The sequence below is a fragment of the Pseudomonas abyssi genome (assembly GCF_003444685.1).
Classification (GTDB): Bacteria; Pseudomonadota; Gammaproteobacteria; order Pseudomonadales; family Pseudomonadaceae; genus Halopseudomonas; species Halopseudomonas abyssi.
In genome coordinates this window covers 965,186-981,581 of record NZ_LMAZ01000001.1, presented here as the reverse complement: position 1 = coordinate 981,581, position 16,396 = coordinate 965,186, and the positions used below count along the sequence as shown (strand labels likewise).

The window sequence follows — 16,396 nt, the reverse complement described above, 5'->3', positions numbered from 1 at the left end:
CTCAGGCGCTGCCCCGGCGGCGCTGCAGTGGCAGGCTGATACGCACCAGCAGCCCGCCTTCCGGGGCCTGCTCCAGCGCCAGCGTGCCCTGATAGGTGGCTACCATATCCCGTACGATCGCCAGGCCCAGCCCATGCCCGGGGGCCTGCTGGTCAAGGCGCGCGCCCCGCCCAAGTACTTGCTCACGCTCTGCCTTCGCGATCCCGGGACCGTCGTCTGCCACCTCCAGATCCAGCTGGTCGGCACGCAGTTGCCAAGCAACACGTACCTCGGCGCGCGCCCATTTGCAGGCGTTATCCAGCAGATTACCCAGCAGTTCCAGCAGATCCTCCCGGTCAAAGGGCCAACTGATGGACAACTCCCCCTGCAGCTGAATCTGCGGGCCATTTGGATACAGGCTCTGCAGCGTCTGCACCAAAGCGGTGAGGTCGGTGCTCGGCGCAAAGCGTTGCCCACGCGCCTGATCCGGTGCCAGACGCGCACGCTGCAGTGTGCGCTCCAGTTGGGTACGGATGCTCTGCACCTGCTCCTGCAGCTCCTGCCAATCGGTATGCGGCAGCTGCCCGGACAAGCTCTCCAGACGGCTCTCGATGACCGCCAGCGGGGTCTTCAAGGCATGCCCGAGATCACCCGCGCTATTGCGCGCGCGCTCCAGCACGGACTCTATCTGCTGGCCCAGATGATTGATTTCAGCCACCAGCGGCGCCAGCTCCTCCGGCACCTGCTCGCTCAACTGCAGACGCTCCCCACTGCGCCACTCTGCCAACTCGCCCTGCACCCTGCGCAGCGGCCCTAGCGAACGGCGCAGAAACCAGTGCTGCAACGCCGCAGCTAGCAGCACCACCAGCACCCCGAGTCCGGTAAGCCACCAGCTGGCCTGGCGAAACTCACCCAGCAACGGCTGATAGTCGATGGCCACACTGATGGTCAGACGCTCGCCGCCCTTAAGGTACTCACCGGACCAGACCAGCAGCTCCTGACCATCCGGCCCGGGCAGCAATTCAGCCTGCAGGCCGTCGCCCGGCAGCGGTAAACGGTGATCCCAGAGCGAGCGCGAGCGCCATTTTTCGGCTCCCTGCACAACGAAATAACGCCCCGAGTAGGGGCGTCGATAGTCAGGGTCAACCTTATCCATGTCCAGAAACAGACCGTCGCTGCCCCGGGTCAGCGCAGCCAGCATACTGTCGGCTTCACGTTGCAGCAGTTGGGTCAGGTAGTCGCGCTGCGCCTGGTCATACAACCAGACACCGCCCTGCACAATCAGCAACACGCTGACCAGCAGCAGCGGTACCAGACTCAGCGTCAAACGGCGGCTGATGGATATCACGCATCCGCCCCCACCAGCACATAACCCTGACCACGGCGCGTTTCAATCGCCTCACGGCCCAGTTTACGGCGCAGGTGGTTGATCAGCACCTCAATGACGTTGGAGTCGCGCTCGTCTTCATAATCGTAGAGGTGCTCTGCCAACCGGGTCTTGGATAGCACCTTGCCCGGGTTGAGCATAAAGTAGCGCAGCAGCTTGAACTCGCTCGCCGACAGGCTGACCGGCGCCTGCCCGTCGCGCACCACCTGCTGCTGCGCTTCATCCAGCTGCAGGCCGGCAGCGCTGAGCAGGGTTTGCGGCTCGCGGCCATGGGCACGACGCAGCAGTGCCTGCACGCGCAGGAGCAACTCCTCATTGTGAAATGGCTTGGTCAGGTAATCATCGGCACCGGCCTGCAACCCTTCAACGCGCTCGGTCCAGCGGCTGCGAGCCGTGAGGATCAGCACCGGCAGCGAGCTGCCGGCAGCACGCCAAGTGCGCAGGATGTCCAGGCCATCCATGCCCGGCAAGCCGAGGTCAAGAATGGCCAGGTCGTAGGGTTCCTGCTCACCAAGCAGCAGCGCATCGCGTCCATCAGCACGCCAATCCACTGCGTAGCCCGCACGCTTGAGTACGGCCAGCAGGCTGTCGGCCAGCGCCACGTTATCCTCAACCAGTAACAGCCGCATCAATCGTCCTCTTCTACGTCCAGCAGATCGCCAGTGGTAGCGTCGTATTCCAGTTCCATGACCCGCCGCGAGTGGGTCACCACCTCGATCTCATAGATGTAGATGCCGTCATCAAGTTCCAGCTCGGCTTCCAGCAGGCGGCCCGGGAATCGCTCCAGGGCGTCATCCACAAGCACCTGCAGGGGCACAATGTGCCCCTGCTCGGTCAGCGTCAGCGCCTCGTCCTGACTCAGGTCGCGCGCGCTGACACTCAGTGGAATCAGCACCAGCGCCCATACCAGCGGGCGGCTGATGCGCCGCGGATCAATCGTCGCGGCGGTGTTCCAGAACGTCGCCATTGCTCGCATCCAGGTCGAGGTCCCACTCCTGCCCTTGGGCATCGCGAATTTCAACTTCGTAGACATAGCGGCCATAATGCTTGTCCAGATCGGTATCGGTGATGGTGCCAGGTTGCACCGAGAGCGCCTTTTCGTTCAGGCTTTCCAGGGACTGAATGGTACCCTGCTCAACCAGACCGGGGACCTCATCCATGCGTACATCGTCGTCTGCCAGCACGGCAGCACTACCCAGCCCCAGGATGGCGGCGCAAGACAGCGAAACAAGTTGCTTGTACATAGTCGTTTCCTCTTTTATGTGGAGCGATGCCGAACCGTTCGGTACCGCCTTCTGACAAGTACAGACTATAGCCACCAGCTGAAACCAACCTTAAAATCGGGCGCGCAGCCACAGGGAACCCGCTCAGCATGACAGCGATACAGGTTAAAACACCGGCGTTGACGCTCCGCGCAGGGCAGCGCGCCCTTCAGCACATCCGCGAGAACGGCCTGCAGCCGGCCGATGTACATATGATTCCCGGCGCCGCCGGTGGCCCCAAGGCACTGGGCATTCAGGGACTGGACCTGGCGCTGTTCGGCGAATGGCTGCCGCGCGCGCCGCAACCCCGCAGCCTGATCGGCGCCTCCATCGGCAGTTGGCGTTTTGCCAGCGCCTGCATGCCAGACCCTGTGCACACGCTGCGTCAACTCGGCGAATTGTACACCGCCATGCGCTTCCCCAAGGGCGTGACCATTCAGACCATCAGCGCTGCCTGCGGCCAGATGATCGACGAGCTGCTGCAGGGGCAGTTTGATGCCATTCTCAGCAATCCGCACTACCGTCTGAACATCGTCGTAGTGAAGAGCCGCGGCCTGCTGCGCGACGATTCGCGCACGCGCCTGGCGCTCGGCCTGGGCGGCGTCATTGGCGCCAATCTGCTGGGCCGTCGGCACCTCGGCCGCTTCTTTGAACGCGTGATCCTGCATGACCCGCGTCAACTGCCCGCGCTGGAAGAGCTGCGCGATTTCACCAGCGCCCATGTCGAACTGACAGCCGAAAACCTGCGCTCGGCGCTGCTCGCCTCCGGCTCCATTCCGATGGTGATGGAGGCGGTCCGCGACATACCTGGCGCCGAACCCGGTGTGTACCGCGATGGCGGCCTGCTCGACTATCACCTCGACCTGCCCTACACCGCGCCCGGGGTCATTCTCTATCCGCACTTCATCGATCGCGTGATTCCCGGCTGGTTCGACAAGAGCATGCCGTGGCGTAAGCACAACGCCCAGCAACTGCGCGACGTGCTGCTGCTGGCGCCCTCGCCCGAGTACCTGGAGCGCCTGCCGCATCGCAAGCTACCGGATCGCAAGGACTTCAATCGCTACGTGTACGACAACGATGGCCGCGAGAAGTACTGGCGCAAGGCAATGAGCGAAAGCCAGCGCATGGGCGACGAATTCCTGGAGCTGGCCGACTCCGGACAACTGATAGACCGTATCAAGCCACTGTGACTGCGCAGCACCAGGCCCTGCCCTGCCCGCTCTGCAGCTCGCCCTCCCACTGGATGCTCAGTGACCGCAAGCGCGGCTACTGGCAGTGCGAACAGTGCCTGATGGTGCACGTACCGGCGCAATGGCACCTGACCGCCGCGCAGGAAAAGGCCGAGTACGACCGCCACGAGAACCACCCCGATGACCCGGGCTATCGGCGTTTTCTCTCACGTCTGGCTGAGCCACTGCTGCAGCGCCTGCCGCCAGCCAGCTGCGGTCTCGACTTTGGCTGTGGCCCCGGCCCGGCCCTCGCGTTGATGCTGCGTGAGCACGGGCATCAGGTGACCCTGCACGACCTCTACTACCACCCCAACCCGGCCGCGCTTGAACAGCAATGGGACTTCATCACCGCAACCGAGGTAGTGGAGCATCTGGCTGCGCCGCTTGCGGTGCTGGAGCAACTCTGGCGTTGCCTCAAGACTGACGGCTGGCTCGGGCTGATGACCAAGCGGGTAACTAGCCCGGAGGCCTTCAGCACCTGGCACTACAAGAGCGACCCGACCCATATCAGCTTTTTCAGCGAACACAGCTTTCACTGGCTGGCGCAACACTGGCAGGCCGAGCTGGAGATAGTGGGGGCGGATGTCGTGTTACTGCGCAAGCGCTGATTCAGCGCAGGCGGTAGCGCCCTGCAAAGCCGTTAGGGTCACTGGTAAAGGCGCGCACACAGTGTTGGCAGATACAGGCGCGATGACGCTGCTCTGTCGGCACCAGCGCCAGCAGAGCCTCAGGAACGGACAGGTTAAAGCACCAGCAGCTCCCCGACTCGGCAGCGCAGGCATTGGCGCCCGCGCAGAAAGGACAACGGGCCGCATCACTACCCGCAGGCGCCAGTTGCACTTGTCAGCCTGCCAGACGGCTCAGCAGGTTGTTCTTCACCGCCGGCCACTCGCTGGCGACGATGGAATACACCACAGTGTCGCGAATCGAGCCATCGGGCAGAATCTGGTGGCTGCGCAGCACACCGTCCTGCTTGGCGCCTAAACGCTCGATAGCCGTCCGCGATGCCTGATTGAAGAAATGCGTGCGAAATTCGACCGCGATGGCACCGGCCGCCTCAAACAAATGCTGCAACAGCAGCAGCTTGCTCTCGCTGTTGATCGGCGTTCGCCGAGCGGCATCGGCATACCAGGTATAGCCGATCAAGGCGCGGCGATTGGCGGTATCTACGTCGTAGTAGCGCGTGCAGCCAACGATCTCCCCACTGGCAAGACTGCGCACCGCGTAGGCAAGGTTGCCCTGTTCCATACCGTGCAATGCGCGCTGAACGTACTCAGGCATGGCGTCAGGCGTCGGCACGCTGGCGTACCAGAGCTTCCAGCTTTCTCCATCGGCAACGGCGCGTTGCAGCGCAGCGGTATGCTCCAGCGCCAGCGGCTCCAGCAATACGTGCTGGCCCAGCAGGGGCCCAGGTTGGATAAACATGTTTGACTCCAGGCAGCGGGTCAGTGGCTACCGATCACCCGGCGTGCGCCCTTGAAGGTACGCTGCCAGAACGACGACTCCAGCTCGTCGACGCGCACCACGCCGCCCGTACTGGGCGCATGCAGAAAGCGCCCCTCACCAATATAGATGCCAGCGTGGTTGACGCGTCCGCCGTTCATGGCAAAGAGCACCAGGTCTCCGGGCGCCAGCGCGCTCTCGGCGGGGCGAGCCACGTTGAGGTTATACAGATCGGAGGTGGTGCGCGGCAGGCTCATGCCGGCCGCTTCGCGGTAGACGTACTGAATCAAGCCACTGCAGTCAAAACCGGTCTCGGGCGAGGTGCCGCCCCAGCGATACGGGGTGCCCACCAGACTGAAAGCCTGAAAGACCACGTCATTGCCAAGAATCTGAGAGGAGTCGGAGGGGGTCACCGAGGGCAAGGTGCGCGCCGGTGCAGACACCGCAACGGGAGGGCTTTTGGGCGCACTGGAGCAGCCTGCCAAAACAGCGGTCAGAAACAGGATCAACAGCGCACTGTGCCGCATCCGGCGACCTCCAGCCCGAGGGGTTTAATTAAAAAATGGACGCTCAAGCGCCCAAGGTCAAGAATTTACTTTAACTTGCCGCGCCAAGCCACAGATCAGCTGCCTTTTTCTGATCAATGGTTCACGGTAAACGCCAGCATCGCAGAGAGCTGACATAACGGCCGTCCGCTGTCCGCGCGCCACTGATTGAAAGCCGTCTGGGCGGCGGCCTGGTCACGCTGGCTGGTCGGCATCTTGTCGATGATGCCCTGTGCCTTCAGCGCGGCCACCACATCCTCACTGGGAGCCCAGGTGTCCTTGCCCAGCATGCGCAACAGGCGCGGTGCCGATTGACCGCCCAGCTGCGCGCCGCGCTTGGCCAGCAAACGCCAGAGCCCGACGATATCGTCCTCCGGCCAGTCAGCGATCAGGTTGCCCATACTGCCGTACTCGGCGCGGATATCCAGCACCAGCTGGGCATTGCGCGGCACGCTGCGCAACTTGCCAAGATGGCGAATCAGGCGGGTGTTCTGCATCAGCCGCTCGATGTGCTCGGCGCTCATCAGCACGACTTTCTCCGGGGTAAACCCAAAGAAGGCCTCTTCAAAGGCCGGCCATTTGGCATCCACCAGACTATGTCTGAGCCCCGCACGAAATACCCGCAAAGCGATGGTCGACAGATAGCGATCATCAGCAATGGTACGCAGCTCATCTGCGGTTCGCGGCTGGGGCAAAAGCGCTTCCAGCGCCTGCGCCGAGCCAAAGCGATTCAGGCAGTACTCATGCAGCCAGCGGTAGTCCTGCATCGACAGCTCCCGCCTCAGAGGTTCATGACGTTGAGCACACGGGACGCAGCCTGCTCATCGATACGCAGGCTGGCAAAATCATACAACGCCGTGTCAGCCAGCTGCGACGGCTGCACATGCCTGAGGGCGCGGAAAATGTTTTCCAGCCGACCGGGCGTCGCACGCTCCCAGCCCTGCAACATATCCTTGACCACCTTGCGCTGCAGGTTTTCCTGCGAGCCGCACAGATTGCACGGAATGATCGGGAAACCCTGCAGCTCGGCATAGGCCTCGATATCCGCCTCATTGCAATAGGACAGCGGACGAATCACCACATTGCGGCCGTCATCAGACAGCAGCTTGGGCGGCATGGCCTTGAGGTTGCCGCCGTAGAACATGTTGAGGAAGAAGGTTTCGATAATGTCGTCGCGGTGGTGCCCGAGCGCCATCTTGGTCGCGCCAATTTCATCGGCGAAGGTGTAGAGATTGCCCCGGCGCAGTCGCGAACACAGCGAGCAGGTGGTCTTGCCCTCGGGAATCTTCTCCTTGACGATCGAATAGGTATCACGCTCAAGGATGTGATAGGCCACACCCACACTCTCAAGGTAGGCTGGCAGCACCTCTTCCGGGAAGCCCGGCTGCTTCTGGTCCATGTTGACCGCGACAATCTCGAAGCTGATCGGCGCCACCTTTTGCAGGTACAGCAGCATGTCGAGCATGGTGTAGCTGTCCTTGCCGCCTGACAGGCAGACCATCACCTTGTCGCCATCCTCGATCATCTTGTAGTCGGTCACCGCCTCGGCGGTCAGACGACGCAAACGTTTCTGCAACTTGTTCTGGTTGACACTGAGACGACTCATGGACAGGGCACCGGTCTGGCAAAAGCCGGCATTTTACTGGAAAGCGCTGAGCATAAAAACATCAGCCCCCGTCAGTGCGACTGACGGGGGCTGATGCCGGCTCAGGCAGGCCTGGAGAAGATAGCGCAATAGGCTTGACTAACGCAGGTACACAGGCCCTACGCCAAAGCCCCAGAAGATGACCGAGGTCGCCATCATCGCTACCAGCACTACCAGTCCAACCGCGAGCACCGAACTGGAGAACAGGAAGCCCTCGTCACTGGGAATATCCATAAAGATGGGAATGCCCTGGTAGAGCAGATAGACCGTGTAACAGATCGCTGCGGTGCCCACCAGCATACCTAGCCACAGACTTGGGTAGAGTGCCGCCACCCCGGCGATGAACAGCGGTGTTGCGGTGTAGGCAGCAAAGATCACGCAATCATTAAAGGTTGGGCTGGCATCGTAGGTGCGCGCCATCCAGTGGATGAAGGCTCCCATGACCGCTACACCCGCCAGCATGGCGAGGTAGGACAGCACCGTCATCTGCAGCGCACTGGCCTGGGTCAGTTTGACCGCTTCCGGCGTGCCGATGGTCCAGCCGATCTGGGTGGTGCCTATATAGGCGGACACGGCGGGAATAGCTGCCAGCAGCAACACATGCGTAAGGTACATGTGGCCGATGCTCTCCTCCTCACCTCTGATTTCCTTCCACTCCTCGTCAGGATGGGTAAACAGCCCCACTACGTGATGGATCATGGTCTGACCTCCTCATTATTATTGAGCCCCGGCCGGACACCTCCGATCGGAGAACCGAGCGCGCCGTGGCAGCGCCCTGCATTGACTATAGTCAAAAAGCGCTCGGCAGATCAGACCCTGCTTAGAGAGATTGGCAACTTCAGTTTTTGCCGTAATAGCGTTGCAGAATTAGCATGGCGCGATTGATCTCCTGCGCTCGCGCAGTGCAGCCGCCGCGGTCAGGATGGTGGCGGCTGAGCAACGTGCGATAACGCTGCTTCAATGCAGCCGGCGCGGGCTCGGCATCAAAGCCCATCACCTCCAGCGCCTCTGCCACCTCGCCATCCGACAGCGCGCCGCGTCCGCGCCAGAAACCATCAAGCAGTCGCTGAACGTCGTCCGCGTTGGTCTGGCGCCACTGATTCCAGTCCAGATAATACCGCCGCAGCGGGTCTTCAGGCTGCAGCGCTGCGTCGCCCGATGCTCGGGGCACCAGCACGATCTTCAGCACATGAATATCCAGCGCCAGCTGATCATCGGCCAGCTGGTCGGCCAGATCATATAGGCGGTTGAACAACAGAAAGTGCAGACGAAACAGCTGCAGGGGATCGCGCAGTGCACCGGGCTCGGCAAACAATGAGTTGGGCAACTGCCGGGCCAGCAACTGCAGTAACTGATGTTCACTCACGCCTTGGGGGTGGGCCTGCAGCATCGCGCGCAGCTGCGCACTGAAGTCATCCGGCACTAGGTCTTGCGGGTATACCTCGGTCATCGCTGGAGTGTATCAGTGCCCGTCACCCAGCCCAAACCGTCATCACTTTGCCATCAAAGCGACAACCCCCTGTCACGCCAAGTGCGTATCACTGTCACCTTCCAAGACCTCAGCAAGGACAGAACACATGAACAGATGGGTACTCGCCGCGACGACCAGCGCCATGCTGGCCGCGTTGGCCGGCTGCAACAGCGACAGTGACAATGACGACGCCGTGGTCGAACCGCCAGCGGTAGTCACCCCTGACAGCATCAATCTGAGCTTCCTGGGTCGCTACAGTGCCGGCATCTTCGCCGAAAGCGCCGCCGAGATTCCGGCCTTTGATCCGGTCAACAAGCGCATCTTCATCGTCAACGCGCAGAAAGGCGCTGTCGACGTACTGGATGCCAGTGACCCGGCCAACCCGACCCTGATCGAGACCCTGACCGCCACCGGCATTGCCGCCGACGCCGTGGTCAACAGCATCGCCTACAAGGGCGGCTACCTGGCCGTGGCCATCGAAGCCTCGCCCAAGACCGACAACGGCTACGTTGCCCTGTATGACGCCACCACTCTGGAGCTGCTCGGCTCCGAACAGGTTGGCGCCCAGCCCGACATGCTGGCTTTCAGCCCTGATGGCAAATACCTGCTGACCGCCAACGAGGGCGAGCCGAGCAACGACTACAGCGTCGACCCGGTCGGCTCCATCAGCATTCTCAGCCTGACCGACGACGACATCGTCGAGGTCAGAACCGCCACCTTCAGCAGCTTCAACGCCCGTCGCGACGAGCTGGTCGCCACTGGCGTGCGCATCTTTGGCCCCGGTGCCAGCGTCGAGCAGGACCTGGAGCCGGAATACATCGCCATCTCCGACGACAGCAGCACCGCCTGGGTTGCCCTGCAAGAGAACAACGCCCTGGCCAAGATCGACATTGCCAGCGCCACCGTCACCGACATTCTGCCGCTGGGCTACAAGGACCACGGCGTGGCTGGCAACGGCATTGATGCCAGTGACGAAGACGGCGAAATCAACATCACCACCTGGCCTGGAGTGCTGGGCATGTACCAGCCTGATGCCATCGCCGCCTATAACGCAGGTGGCAGCACCTACCTGGTCGCCGCCAACGAGGGTGACGCCCGCGCCTGGGGCGAGGACGACGACGCCTACTGGGCCGGCGATGCCAGCAAGGGCTTTGTTGAGGAGTTTCGCGCCAAACACCTGCTCCACACCGGCGGCTTTGACCGCCGCGCCGGCGACGACCTGCCGCCGCAGCTGCGTGAACTGGCAGCAGGCGCCCTGCTCAACCCGACGACCTTCAGCTACTGCGGCGCCACCGCCGCTGATCCGGGCGACTGCCGCGAAGACGAAACCCTGGGCCGCCTGACCATTGCCTGGACCGATGGCTATCGCAAAGACGATGCCGGCAACCCGGTGATGTTCGATGCCGCCGGCAATGAAAACGTCGCGGGGGACCGTCTGATGTACGACAACCTGTACGCCTACGGCGCTCGCTCCTTCTCCATCCGCGATGCCGATGGTACGCTGGTATGGGATTCGGGTGATGCCTTCGAGCAGTACATCGCCAGCGCCGAGTGCATGCTGGGCGCCAACCGCAATATTCCCTGCGCCGACTACTTCAACTCGACCCACGATGAAGGTGACGTATTCGACAACCGCAGTGACAACAAGGGCCCGGAGCCCGAAGGCGTCACCCTGGGCCAGCTGGGCGAGAAGACCTTTGCCTTTATCGGTCTGGAGCGCATGGGCGGTGTGATGGTCTGGGATATTACCGACCCGACCGCGCCTGAGATGGTGGACTACCTGAACACCCGCGCCGACTGGACCACGGAAGATACCGAATCCGTGCTGGCCGATGCCGGTGACCTGGGGCCGGAAGGTCTGGTGTTTGTCTCTGCCGAGGACTCACCGAACGGTGAAGCTCTGCTGATCGTCGGTCACGAAGTCAGCGGCACCACCACGGTGTACCAGATCAATCAGGTACTGCCGTAACACAGCTGTGCTGACACGTTGTTAGCCCACAGGGCCGGCCATCTAGCCGGCCCTGTTCATTTCCGGCTAGGCCACCTCGTCGCTATGCTCCAGCGCCTCACGGTGCACTCCACGTACCGCCTGCAAAAACTCATCGCCCCAGCGACGAATATCGTTGTGCTGCACTATCCCGAACAACTCCCGCAACCGCGCTTCGCGCTCTGCCTTGCCCAGCGTCAGCCCGATATAAAGGCCATCGCGCAGATCATGCGGATCGTGCGGGTTGGTCAGCAGTGCGCCGTGCAGCTCGGCCGCCGCCCCGGCAAACTCGGACAGCACCAGCACCCCGGCGCCACCGCACAGCCCCTGGGTTGCCACGTATTCTTTGGCCACCAGGTTCAGCCCGTCACGCAGCGGGGTAATCCACATCACATCCGCCATCAAGTAATAGGCCACCAACTGGTCAAAGGGCACGGCGCGATAGAAGAACTGCACCGGCGTCCAGCCCACCCGTGAGAACCGTCCGTTGATACGCCCCACCGCCTGCTCGATCTGCCCCAGCAACTCGGCATAAATGGTCATCTCGCGCGCCGCAGGCACGCAGATGGTGATCAGGCTGACCTTGCCGATCAGCTCCGGATGGGCCTCCAGCAATGCCTCAAACGCCAGCAGCTTGGCGTAGGTACCCTTGGTGTAATCCAGCCGCTCCACCGACAGCACCACGCGGATGCCCTCCAGCTCCTTGCGCAGCATGCTGATCTGCTCCTGACACACATCGCTGTCGAGCACCTGTTGCACACGGTCGACATCCAGCCCGACCGGGTGCGCGCCCAGGCCGATCTCGCGGCCGTGCACGTTGATGCGCGTGGCCATGCGGTCCAGCCCCACCGCGCAGCCGTAGGTCAGATAGCGCGGCGCGCAGCCGGTTTCTTCCAGTACCTCCAGCGGCGCGACCCCGCGCACCACATCGACAAAGTTCTCCGCCTGGCGAGGAATGTGAAAACCGATGTAATCGCACTGCAAGAGGCTGCCGATGATCTCGCGGCGCCACGGCAGCACGTTGAACACGTCGGCAGAGGGGAAGTAGGTATGGTGGAAAAAGGCGATATTCAGGTCCGGGCGCAGTGGGCGCAGGAAGGCCGGCACCATCCACAGGTTATAGTCGTGCAGCCAGACCACCGCGCCCTGCGCCGCCTCGGCGGCAGTACGCTCGGCAAACAGACGGTTGACCTTGAGAAACACCGCCCAGTCCTCCTCACGGAACACGGCGCGCTCCCAGAAGGTATGCAGGGTCGGCCAGAACGCCTCTTTGGAGAAGCGCTTGTAGAACACATCCACGTCATCCTTGGTCAAAGCGACCCTGGCCGCAACCAGGTTGGGGTAGCGCTCGGCATCCACCTTGGTGTGTACCTCAAAGCCTTCACGCCGACGCGGATCATGAATCGACCAGGCCACCCAGGAGCCCTGCTGATCGCCGGCAAAAAAACTCAGCAGGGTCGGCAGAATACCGTTGGGCGACGACGGTGGACGGCGTATTACCTTGCCGTCCTGCTTTACCTCCTCGTAAGGCAGGCGGTGATACACCATGACCAGATCCGCCTTGCCCTTGATCTGCAGGTCGCGCAGCTCCGAATCCACGCCCAGCGGGCCGAGAAAGCCGAAATGCGAGACCGCTTCAAGAATCCCGCCGCAGCCACTTAGACGGGCGTGCAGTACCTTGGCGCGGTCACTGGTGGCCTCCAGCAGCGCCAGTTCCGACTCACCGACGCACACGCCCTTGAAGCCCTGCTCGTACATCGACAGGTCATTCAGGGTGTCGCCCGCCACCAGAACATCGTCCAGCGACTCATCCAGATGTTCGACCAGACGCTGCAGGGTACTGCCCTTGTTGACGCCCCGGGGCAGGCAATCCAGGTACATGCCGGCCGAGAATAGCAGGTCGCAGTCCAGCGCCTCGACGGCAGCGCGCAGTTCGTCGGTGACCGCGTCCGGCTCACAGAACCAGGAACAGCGGCGCTGCTGCGGTACCTGCTGGCGTTCGAGTCCGGGAAACGCCGCCACCGTCTGCAGCACCAGCTGCTCGCCCGGCCAGCGCGCCTCAATCTCGCTCTGCACCGGGTAGACCGGTTGCAGGGTCTTGCCGTCGACTACCGTCGCCCCCACATCACAGATGATGTAGTCGGGCTGGGGTATCGCCGGGTCAGACAGCAGTGGCACCACCACTTCCAGGCCACGACCGGTAACAAACACCAGGGTGATGCCCGGGTGCGCGCTGATCAGCTGGTAGAGGCGCTGCCGGTTATCCGGGTCGCCCGCAAGAAAGGTTCCATCCAGATCGGTTGCCAACATCATGGTTGAGGTCTCCCTGTTACATCGGAATCGGAATCGGTATCGGTGTCGGTGTCGGGCGCAGCCTGCTTGGGCGCTGCCTGCTCAGACATCGCATCGGCGGTAGCAGCGGCGTCGTCACCACCGGCGTCCTCCAGCATCATCTCCAGCACGGCGGTTGACGTGCGTACCATCGGCACCTGATGCGCCGCACCATCGACAATTCGGTCACGACCGGCACGCAGCTGCCAGCCGGCATAGAGCGCACAGAGCGCGAACATCAGGGTGAAGAACAGCGGCAAGGCCACCGGCGTCACGCTCATCAGCACACCTGCCAGCGCAGGACCGATCGCCGCGCCCACCCCGTGCAGCATCAACAGGGCGGCGTTGCCGGAGAGAATATCTTCCTGGTGTAAATGATCGATCAGATGCGCCACCACGGCGGGGTATACCGAAAACGAACCGGCGCCGAACACCACCGCCCCCACCAGCAGCCACAACCCGAACGGCCCGAGCGCCGCCATCAGCAGCCCACCCAGCGCCGCGCTGCCGGCGATGATGACCAGCGCCCGGCGGCGGTCGATGCTGTCCGACAACCGCCCCATCGGCCACTGGGCCAGCGCTCCGGCAACAATCACCAGCGAGACGAATCCGGCGATCTGCGCCGTGTCCATGCCCATGCGCGTGGCGTATACCGCGCCCAGCCCCCAGAAGCCGCCCATGCCGAGCCCCGACAGCAAGGCCCCGGCGCAGGCGACAGGCGCGGCCTCCCAGAGACGGCGCAGCGACAAGGCGGGGGTATCGGTAATGACCGGTTGCGACAGGCGAGTGGCCGATACCGGCATGACGGCCAGTACCACCAACATCGCGGCAATCACAAACAGCGTGAAGTTGAGCGGGCTATCCCAGTTCAGCAGTTGCTGGGCCAGCGCCAGCGAGCCCAGGTTGATCGCCATATAGCAGGCAAACACCTGTCCGCGTCGCTCGGGCGGCGCCTGGGTGTTGAGCCAGCTTTCGATCACGGTGTAGATGCCGACCAGCGCAACACCGGTCATCACCCGCAGTAGCAACCAGACACCGGGCAGCATCCACAACAGGTGGATCAGCACACAGGCCGCCTCGGCAGCAGCCAGAAAGGTAAAGGCACGGACATGCCCCATGCGGCGAATAAGCCGCGGACACAACCAGGTACCGAGAATAAAACCGGCAAAGTAGGCGGAACCCAGCAGACCGAGGGTCTGGTCGCTGAAACCTTCGGCACTACCGCGCAGGGCGAGCAGCGTATTGAGCAGGCCGGTACCCAGCAGCAACAGAGCGATGCCGCACAGCAGGGCCGCGATGGGCACTACAAGTCGAAGCATGGAACCGAATCTCCTTGGTGGCGTCGGGTCCAGGCAGGATTTGGGGGTGTAAATTTATGCGTACTATTTATATTCAGCTGTAAACACCCTACCGCAATCCGGGCCGTGCTGGCCAGTCCGGATTGTCTGTACCTTCAAAACACAGGGCACATGACGCTACACTGGCCAACAATCGCTGACAGGAATCTCGCCCCGCCATGGCTACCATCAAAGACCACGCCCGCCGCCTCTGCGCGCCCTTGCTCAACCCGCTGGAAGCCGGTGACGCTCCGTACCATTACGCACCCAAGAGCCGCGCCATTCTGGTCATCATGAGCCTGCTGTTCATCGCCCTGGCCAGTGCGCTCGGGCTGCTGTTGCCGGCCGGCAGCGATCCGTTTTTCATCCTGCCCGTCGCCGTCTTCGGGCTGCTCGGGGCACTTGGCCTGCTGGTCGCCTGGCTGGGCAGCGAACGCGCGGTTGCCCGGCTGTGGAATAGCCGGCAGGGCTAGGGTCTGTTGACGGTTCGTTCACCTGCCCGTTGCTGCCTGTAAAGCCGCCAATCAAGGAGCGAGGAATGTAGTTTGTTCAGCACACCCCTGTGCTTCACCCCTTCGGGGCTAGCGCACAAAAACGCTCCCGGCGTTTTTGTGGTCATTCCAAATAAACGACGAGGGACGCTGAGTGGCAGCTTTACAGGCACAACCTCGGCGGCCCCACCCGCAGGGCCGGGGCCATTTTTCGGCCATGCTGCGTTGTCAGTCGCTTCTGTGGAGCGACCACACTGCGCTCCTTCCGCCTTGCCTGGCCGAAAAATGGCCTCCGGCAGGCTGGTGAACGAACCGTCAACGGACCCTAAGGTATGACACCCAAACAACTGCTGATCGTCGCGCACGCGCCCTCGCCCAACACCCGCAAGCTGGCCGAAGCAGCTCTGCGCGGCGCGCGCCATCCGGATATCGAACAGGTCGAGACCCGCTGGGTGCCGCCACTGGAGGCCCAACCGCAAGACGTGCTGCAGGCCGACGCCATTATTCTGGGCACCACCGAAAACCTGGGCTACATGAGTGGTGCGCTTAAGGATTTCTTCGATCGCTGCTACTACCCGGTACTGGAAGAGAAGCAGGGACTGCCCTGTGCGCTTTACATCCGTGCCGGCATGGACGGCACCGGCACCCGCCGCGCGGTGGAGTCGATTGTCACTGGCCTGCGCTGGAACTGGGTACAGGCGCCACTGACTCTGCGCGGTGATTGGCAAAACGACTTTGAACAGCAGGTCGAGGAGCTGGGCCTGTACATGGCTGCCGGACTCGATAACGCGGTATTCTGATGGAACGCATCATCGCCCGTGCCGAGACTTGCTACGCGCAGGCCGAGCAGTATTTTCGTCGCACCTTTGCGCGCCCCACTATCCACCTGGACCTGCGCGGCCAACGCGCCGGCGTGGCCTATCTGGATCGCAATCTGCTGCGCTTCAACGGCCAGATGTATCGCGACAACAGCGAGCATTTTCTACGGCAGACGGTAGCCCATGAAGTCGCCCACCTGATTGCCCACCAACTGTACGGACACCGCATCCGCCCGCACGGCCGTGAATGGCAGGCCCTGATGACCGGCTTGTTCGGCCTGCCCGCAGACCGCTGCCACAACTACGCGGTCGCCCGCAGACGCAGCACCCAGTACCTGTATCGCTGCGGCTGCGCCGAGCACATGCCCTTTACCGCACGCCGTCACGCCCTGGTGAAAAAGGGCAACCGCTACCTGTGTCGGCGCTGTGGCGATGCGCTGCACTTCACCGGCAAGAGCCAGCAGGTTTAGG

The 16,396-nt window shown here is 62.6% G+C and carries 19 protein-coding genes; 6 read left to right on the top strand and 13 right to left on the bottom strand.

Annotated elements, in window-relative coordinates:
* Position 1: 1 nt before the first annotated feature.
* Genes ASB58_RS04575 through ASB58_RS04560 form a run of 4 tightly spaced genes read right to left on the bottom strand, consistent with a single transcriptional unit; the run spans position 2 to position 2,610 of the window.
* Positions 2–1,327 carry a sensor histidine kinase gene (locus tag ASB58_RS04575; RefSeq protein ID WP_118129501.1) on the bottom strand — a complete coding sequence of 442 codons (1,326 nt, stop codon included), beginning with the start codon at positions 1,325–1,327 and terminating at the stop codon, positions 2–4.
* Positions 1,324–1,995 (bottom strand): response regulator transcription factor, encoded by a 672-nt coding sequence (locus ASB58_RS04570; protein WP_118129500.1) that lies wholly within the window; start codon positions 1,993–1,995, stop codon positions 1,324–1,326. Before ASB58_RS04570 ends, ASB58_RS04575 begins: the two co-directional genes overlap by 4 nt.
* Positions 1,995–2,333: a PepSY domain-containing protein gene (locus ASB58_RS04565; RefSeq protein WP_096004602.1), complete on the bottom strand. Its 339-nt coding sequence runs from the start codon at positions 2,331–2,333 to the stop codon at positions 1,995–1,997. The genes ASB58_RS04570 and ASB58_RS04565 overlap by 1 nt, the downstream gene beginning before the upstream one ends.
* Positions 2,299–2,610, bottom strand: coding sequence for a PepSY domain-containing protein (locus tag ASB58_RS04560; RefSeq protein WP_096004601.1), 312 nt, complete (start codon positions 2,608–2,610; stop codon positions 2,299–2,301). Before ASB58_RS04560 ends, ASB58_RS04565 begins: the two co-directional genes overlap by 35 nt.
* Positions 2,611–2,738: 128 nt before the next feature.
* Here ASB58_RS04560 and ASB58_RS04555 point away from each other — a divergent pair, with 128 nt between their 5' ends.
* Together ASB58_RS04555 and ASB58_RS04550 are read left to right on the top strand one after the other, a co-directional pair.
* Positions 2,739–3,818, top strand: coding sequence for a patatin-like phospholipase family protein (locus ASB58_RS04555; RefSeq protein ID WP_118129499.1), 1,080 nt, complete (start codon positions 2,739–2,741; stop codon positions 3,816–3,818).
* Positions 3,815–4,465, top strand: coding sequence for a class I SAM-dependent methyltransferase (locus ASB58_RS04550; RefSeq protein ID WP_202974586.1), 651 nt, complete (start codon positions 3,815–3,817; stop codon positions 4,463–4,465). The genes ASB58_RS04555 and ASB58_RS04550 overlap by 4 nt, the downstream gene beginning before the upstream one ends.
* A 1-nt stretch (position 4,466) precedes the next feature.
* On the opposite strand, the gene ASB58_RS20420 is transcribed toward ASB58_RS04550, so the two are convergent.
* From ASB58_RS20420 to ASB58_RS04515, 7 genes are all read right to left on the bottom strand, one after another.
* A complete protein-coding gene (locus tag ASB58_RS20420) occupies positions 4,467–4,697 on the bottom strand; it encodes a cysteine-rich CWC family protein (protein ID WP_118129497.1) in 231 nt (76 codons plus the stop codon).
* A gap of 3 nt (positions 4,698–4,700) precedes the next feature.
* Positions 4,701–5,282 carry a GNAT family N-acetyltransferase gene (locus ASB58_RS04540; protein ID WP_118129496.1) on the bottom strand — a complete coding sequence of 194 codons (582 nt, stop codon included), beginning with the start codon at positions 5,280–5,282 and terminating at the stop codon, positions 4,701–4,703.
* A 20-nt stretch (positions 5,283–5,302) separates the two neighbouring features.
* On the bottom strand, positions 5,303–5,827 hold the full coding sequence (locus tag ASB58_RS04535) for a C40 family peptidase (protein ID WP_118129495.1): 525 nt from the start codon (positions 5,825–5,827) through the stop codon (positions 5,303–5,305).
* Between the two features lie 113 nt (positions 5,828–5,940).
* On the bottom strand, positions 5,941–6,612 hold the full coding sequence (locus ASB58_RS04530) for a DNA-3-methyladenine glycosylase I (protein WP_118129494.1): 672 nt from the start codon (positions 6,610–6,612) through the stop codon (positions 5,941–5,943).
* A 14-nt stretch (positions 6,613–6,626) separates the two neighbouring features.
* Positions 6,627–7,451: a tRNA 2-thiocytidine(32) synthetase TtcA gene (ttcA, locus tag ASB58_RS04525; protein WP_096004594.1), complete on the bottom strand. Its 825-nt coding sequence runs from the start codon at positions 7,449–7,451 to the stop codon at positions 6,627–6,629.
* Between the two features lie 138 nt (positions 7,452–7,589).
* Positions 7,590–8,189, bottom strand: coding sequence for a Yip1 family protein (locus ASB58_RS04520; protein WP_096004593.1), 600 nt, complete (start codon positions 8,187–8,189; stop codon positions 7,590–7,592).
* A 139-nt stretch (positions 8,190–8,328) separates the two neighbouring features.
* A complete protein-coding gene (locus ASB58_RS04515) occupies positions 8,329–8,940 on the bottom strand; it encodes a DNA-J related domain-containing protein (protein ID WP_096004592.1) in 612 nt (203 codons plus the stop codon).
* A 127-nt stretch (positions 8,941–9,067) separates the two neighbouring features.
* Here ASB58_RS04515 and ASB58_RS04510 point away from each other — a divergent pair, with 127 nt between their 5' ends.
* Positions 9,068–10,930: a choice-of-anchor I family protein gene (locus ASB58_RS04510; RefSeq protein ID WP_118129493.1), complete on the top strand. Its 1,863-nt coding sequence runs from the start codon at positions 9,068–9,070 to the stop codon at positions 10,928–10,930.
* 66 nt (positions 10,931–10,996) lie between these two features.
* Here ASB58_RS04510 and ggpS read toward each other — a convergent pair whose 3' ends face one another.
* Positions 10,997–13,261 carry a glucosylglycerol-phosphate synthase gene (ggpS, locus tag ASB58_RS04505; RefSeq protein ID WP_118129492.1) on the bottom strand — a complete coding sequence of 755 codons (2,265 nt, stop codon included), beginning with the start codon at positions 13,259–13,261 and terminating at the stop codon, positions 10,997–10,999.
* Positions 13,258–14,598: an MFS transporter gene (locus ASB58_RS04500; RefSeq protein WP_118129491.1), complete on the bottom strand. Its 1,341-nt coding sequence runs from the start codon at positions 14,596–14,598 to the stop codon at positions 13,258–13,260. Before ASB58_RS04500 ends, ggpS begins: the two co-directional genes overlap by 4 nt.
* Before the next feature lie 197 nt (positions 14,599–14,795).
* Here ASB58_RS04500 and ASB58_RS04495 point away from each other — a divergent pair, with 197 nt between their 5' ends.
* The 3 genes from ASB58_RS04495 (at position 14,796) to ASB58_RS04485 (ending at position 16,395) form a co-directional block, all read left to right on the top strand.
* Positions 14,796–15,089 (top strand): hypothetical protein, encoded by a 294-nt coding sequence (locus ASB58_RS04495; RefSeq protein ID WP_083728838.1) that lies wholly within the window; start codon positions 14,796–14,798, stop codon positions 15,087–15,089.
* Between the two features lie 350 nt (positions 15,090–15,439).
* Complete coding sequence (locus ASB58_RS04490; RefSeq protein WP_118129490.1) at positions 15,440–15,907, top strand: flavodoxin family protein; 468 nt, start codon at positions 15,440–15,442, stop codon at positions 15,905–15,907.
* Positions 15,907–16,395, top strand: coding sequence for a SprT family zinc-dependent metalloprotease (locus ASB58_RS04485; protein WP_407920655.1), 489 nt, complete (start codon positions 15,907–15,909; stop codon positions 16,393–16,395). The genes ASB58_RS04490 and ASB58_RS04485 overlap by 1 nt, the downstream gene beginning before the upstream one ends.
* Position 16,396: the final 1 nt, after the last annotated feature.

Bases quoted from the DNA above. Each gene is read 5' to 3' on its own strand.
- ttcA (WP_096004594.1), bottom strand. From the start codon at position 7,451: ATGAGTCGTCTCAGTGTCAACCAGAACAAGTTGCAGAAACGTTTGCGT.
- ASB58_RS04495 (WP_083728838.1), top strand. From the start codon at position 14,796: ATGGCTACCATCAAAGACCACGCCCGCCGCCTCTGCGCGCCCTTGCTC.
- ASB58_RS04515 (WP_096004592.1), bottom strand. From the start codon at position 8,940: ATGACCGAGGTATACCCGCAAGACCTAGTGCCGGATGACTTCAGTGCG.
- ggpS (WP_118129492.1), bottom strand. From the start codon at position 13,261: ATGATGTTGGCAACCGATCTGGATGGAACCTTTCTTGCGGGCGACCCG.
- ASB58_RS04520 (WP_096004593.1), bottom strand. From the start codon at position 8,189: ATGATCCATCACGTAGTGGGGCTGTTTACCCATCCTGACGAGGAGTGG.
- ASB58_RS04485 (WP_407920655.1), top strand. From the start codon at position 15,907: ATGGAACGCATCATCGCCCGTGCCGAGACTTGCTACGCGCAGGCCGAG.
- ASB58_RS04510 (WP_118129493.1), top strand. From the start codon at position 9,068: ATGAACAGATGGGTACTCGCCGCGACGACCAGCGCCATGCTGGCCGCG.
- ASB58_RS04500 (WP_118129491.1), bottom strand. From the start codon at position 14,598: ATGCTTCGACTTGTAGTGCCCATCGCGGCCCTGCTGTGCGGCATCGCT.
- ASB58_RS04570 (WP_118129500.1), bottom strand. From the start codon at position 1,995: ATGCGGCTGTTACTGGTTGAGGATAACGTGGCGCTGGCCGACAGCCTG.
- ASB58_RS04530 (WP_118129494.1), bottom strand. From the start codon at position 6,612: ATGCAGGACTACCGCTGGCTGCATGAGTACTGCCTGAATCGCTTTGGC.
- ASB58_RS04490 (WP_118129490.1), top strand. From the start codon at position 15,440: ATGACACCCAAACAACTGCTGATCGTCGCGCACGCGCCCTCGCCCAAC.
- ASB58_RS04565 (WP_096004602.1), bottom strand. From the start codon at position 2,333: ATGGCGACGTTCTGGAACACCGCCGCGACGATTGATCCGCGGCGCATC.
- ASB58_RS04540 (WP_118129496.1), bottom strand. From the start codon at position 5,282: ATGTTTATCCAACCTGGGCCCCTGCTGGGCCAGCACGTATTGCTGGAG.
- ASB58_RS04560 (WP_096004601.1), bottom strand. From the start codon at position 2,610: ATGTACAAGCAACTTGTTTCGCTGTCTTGCGCCGCCATCCTGGGGCTG.
- ASB58_RS04555 (WP_118129499.1), top strand. From the start codon at position 2,739: ATGACAGCGATACAGGTTAAAACACCGGCGTTGACGCTCCGCGCAGGG.
- ASB58_RS04535 (WP_118129495.1), bottom strand. From the start codon at position 5,827: ATGCGGCACAGTGCGCTGTTGATCCTGTTTCTGACCGCTGTTTTGGCA.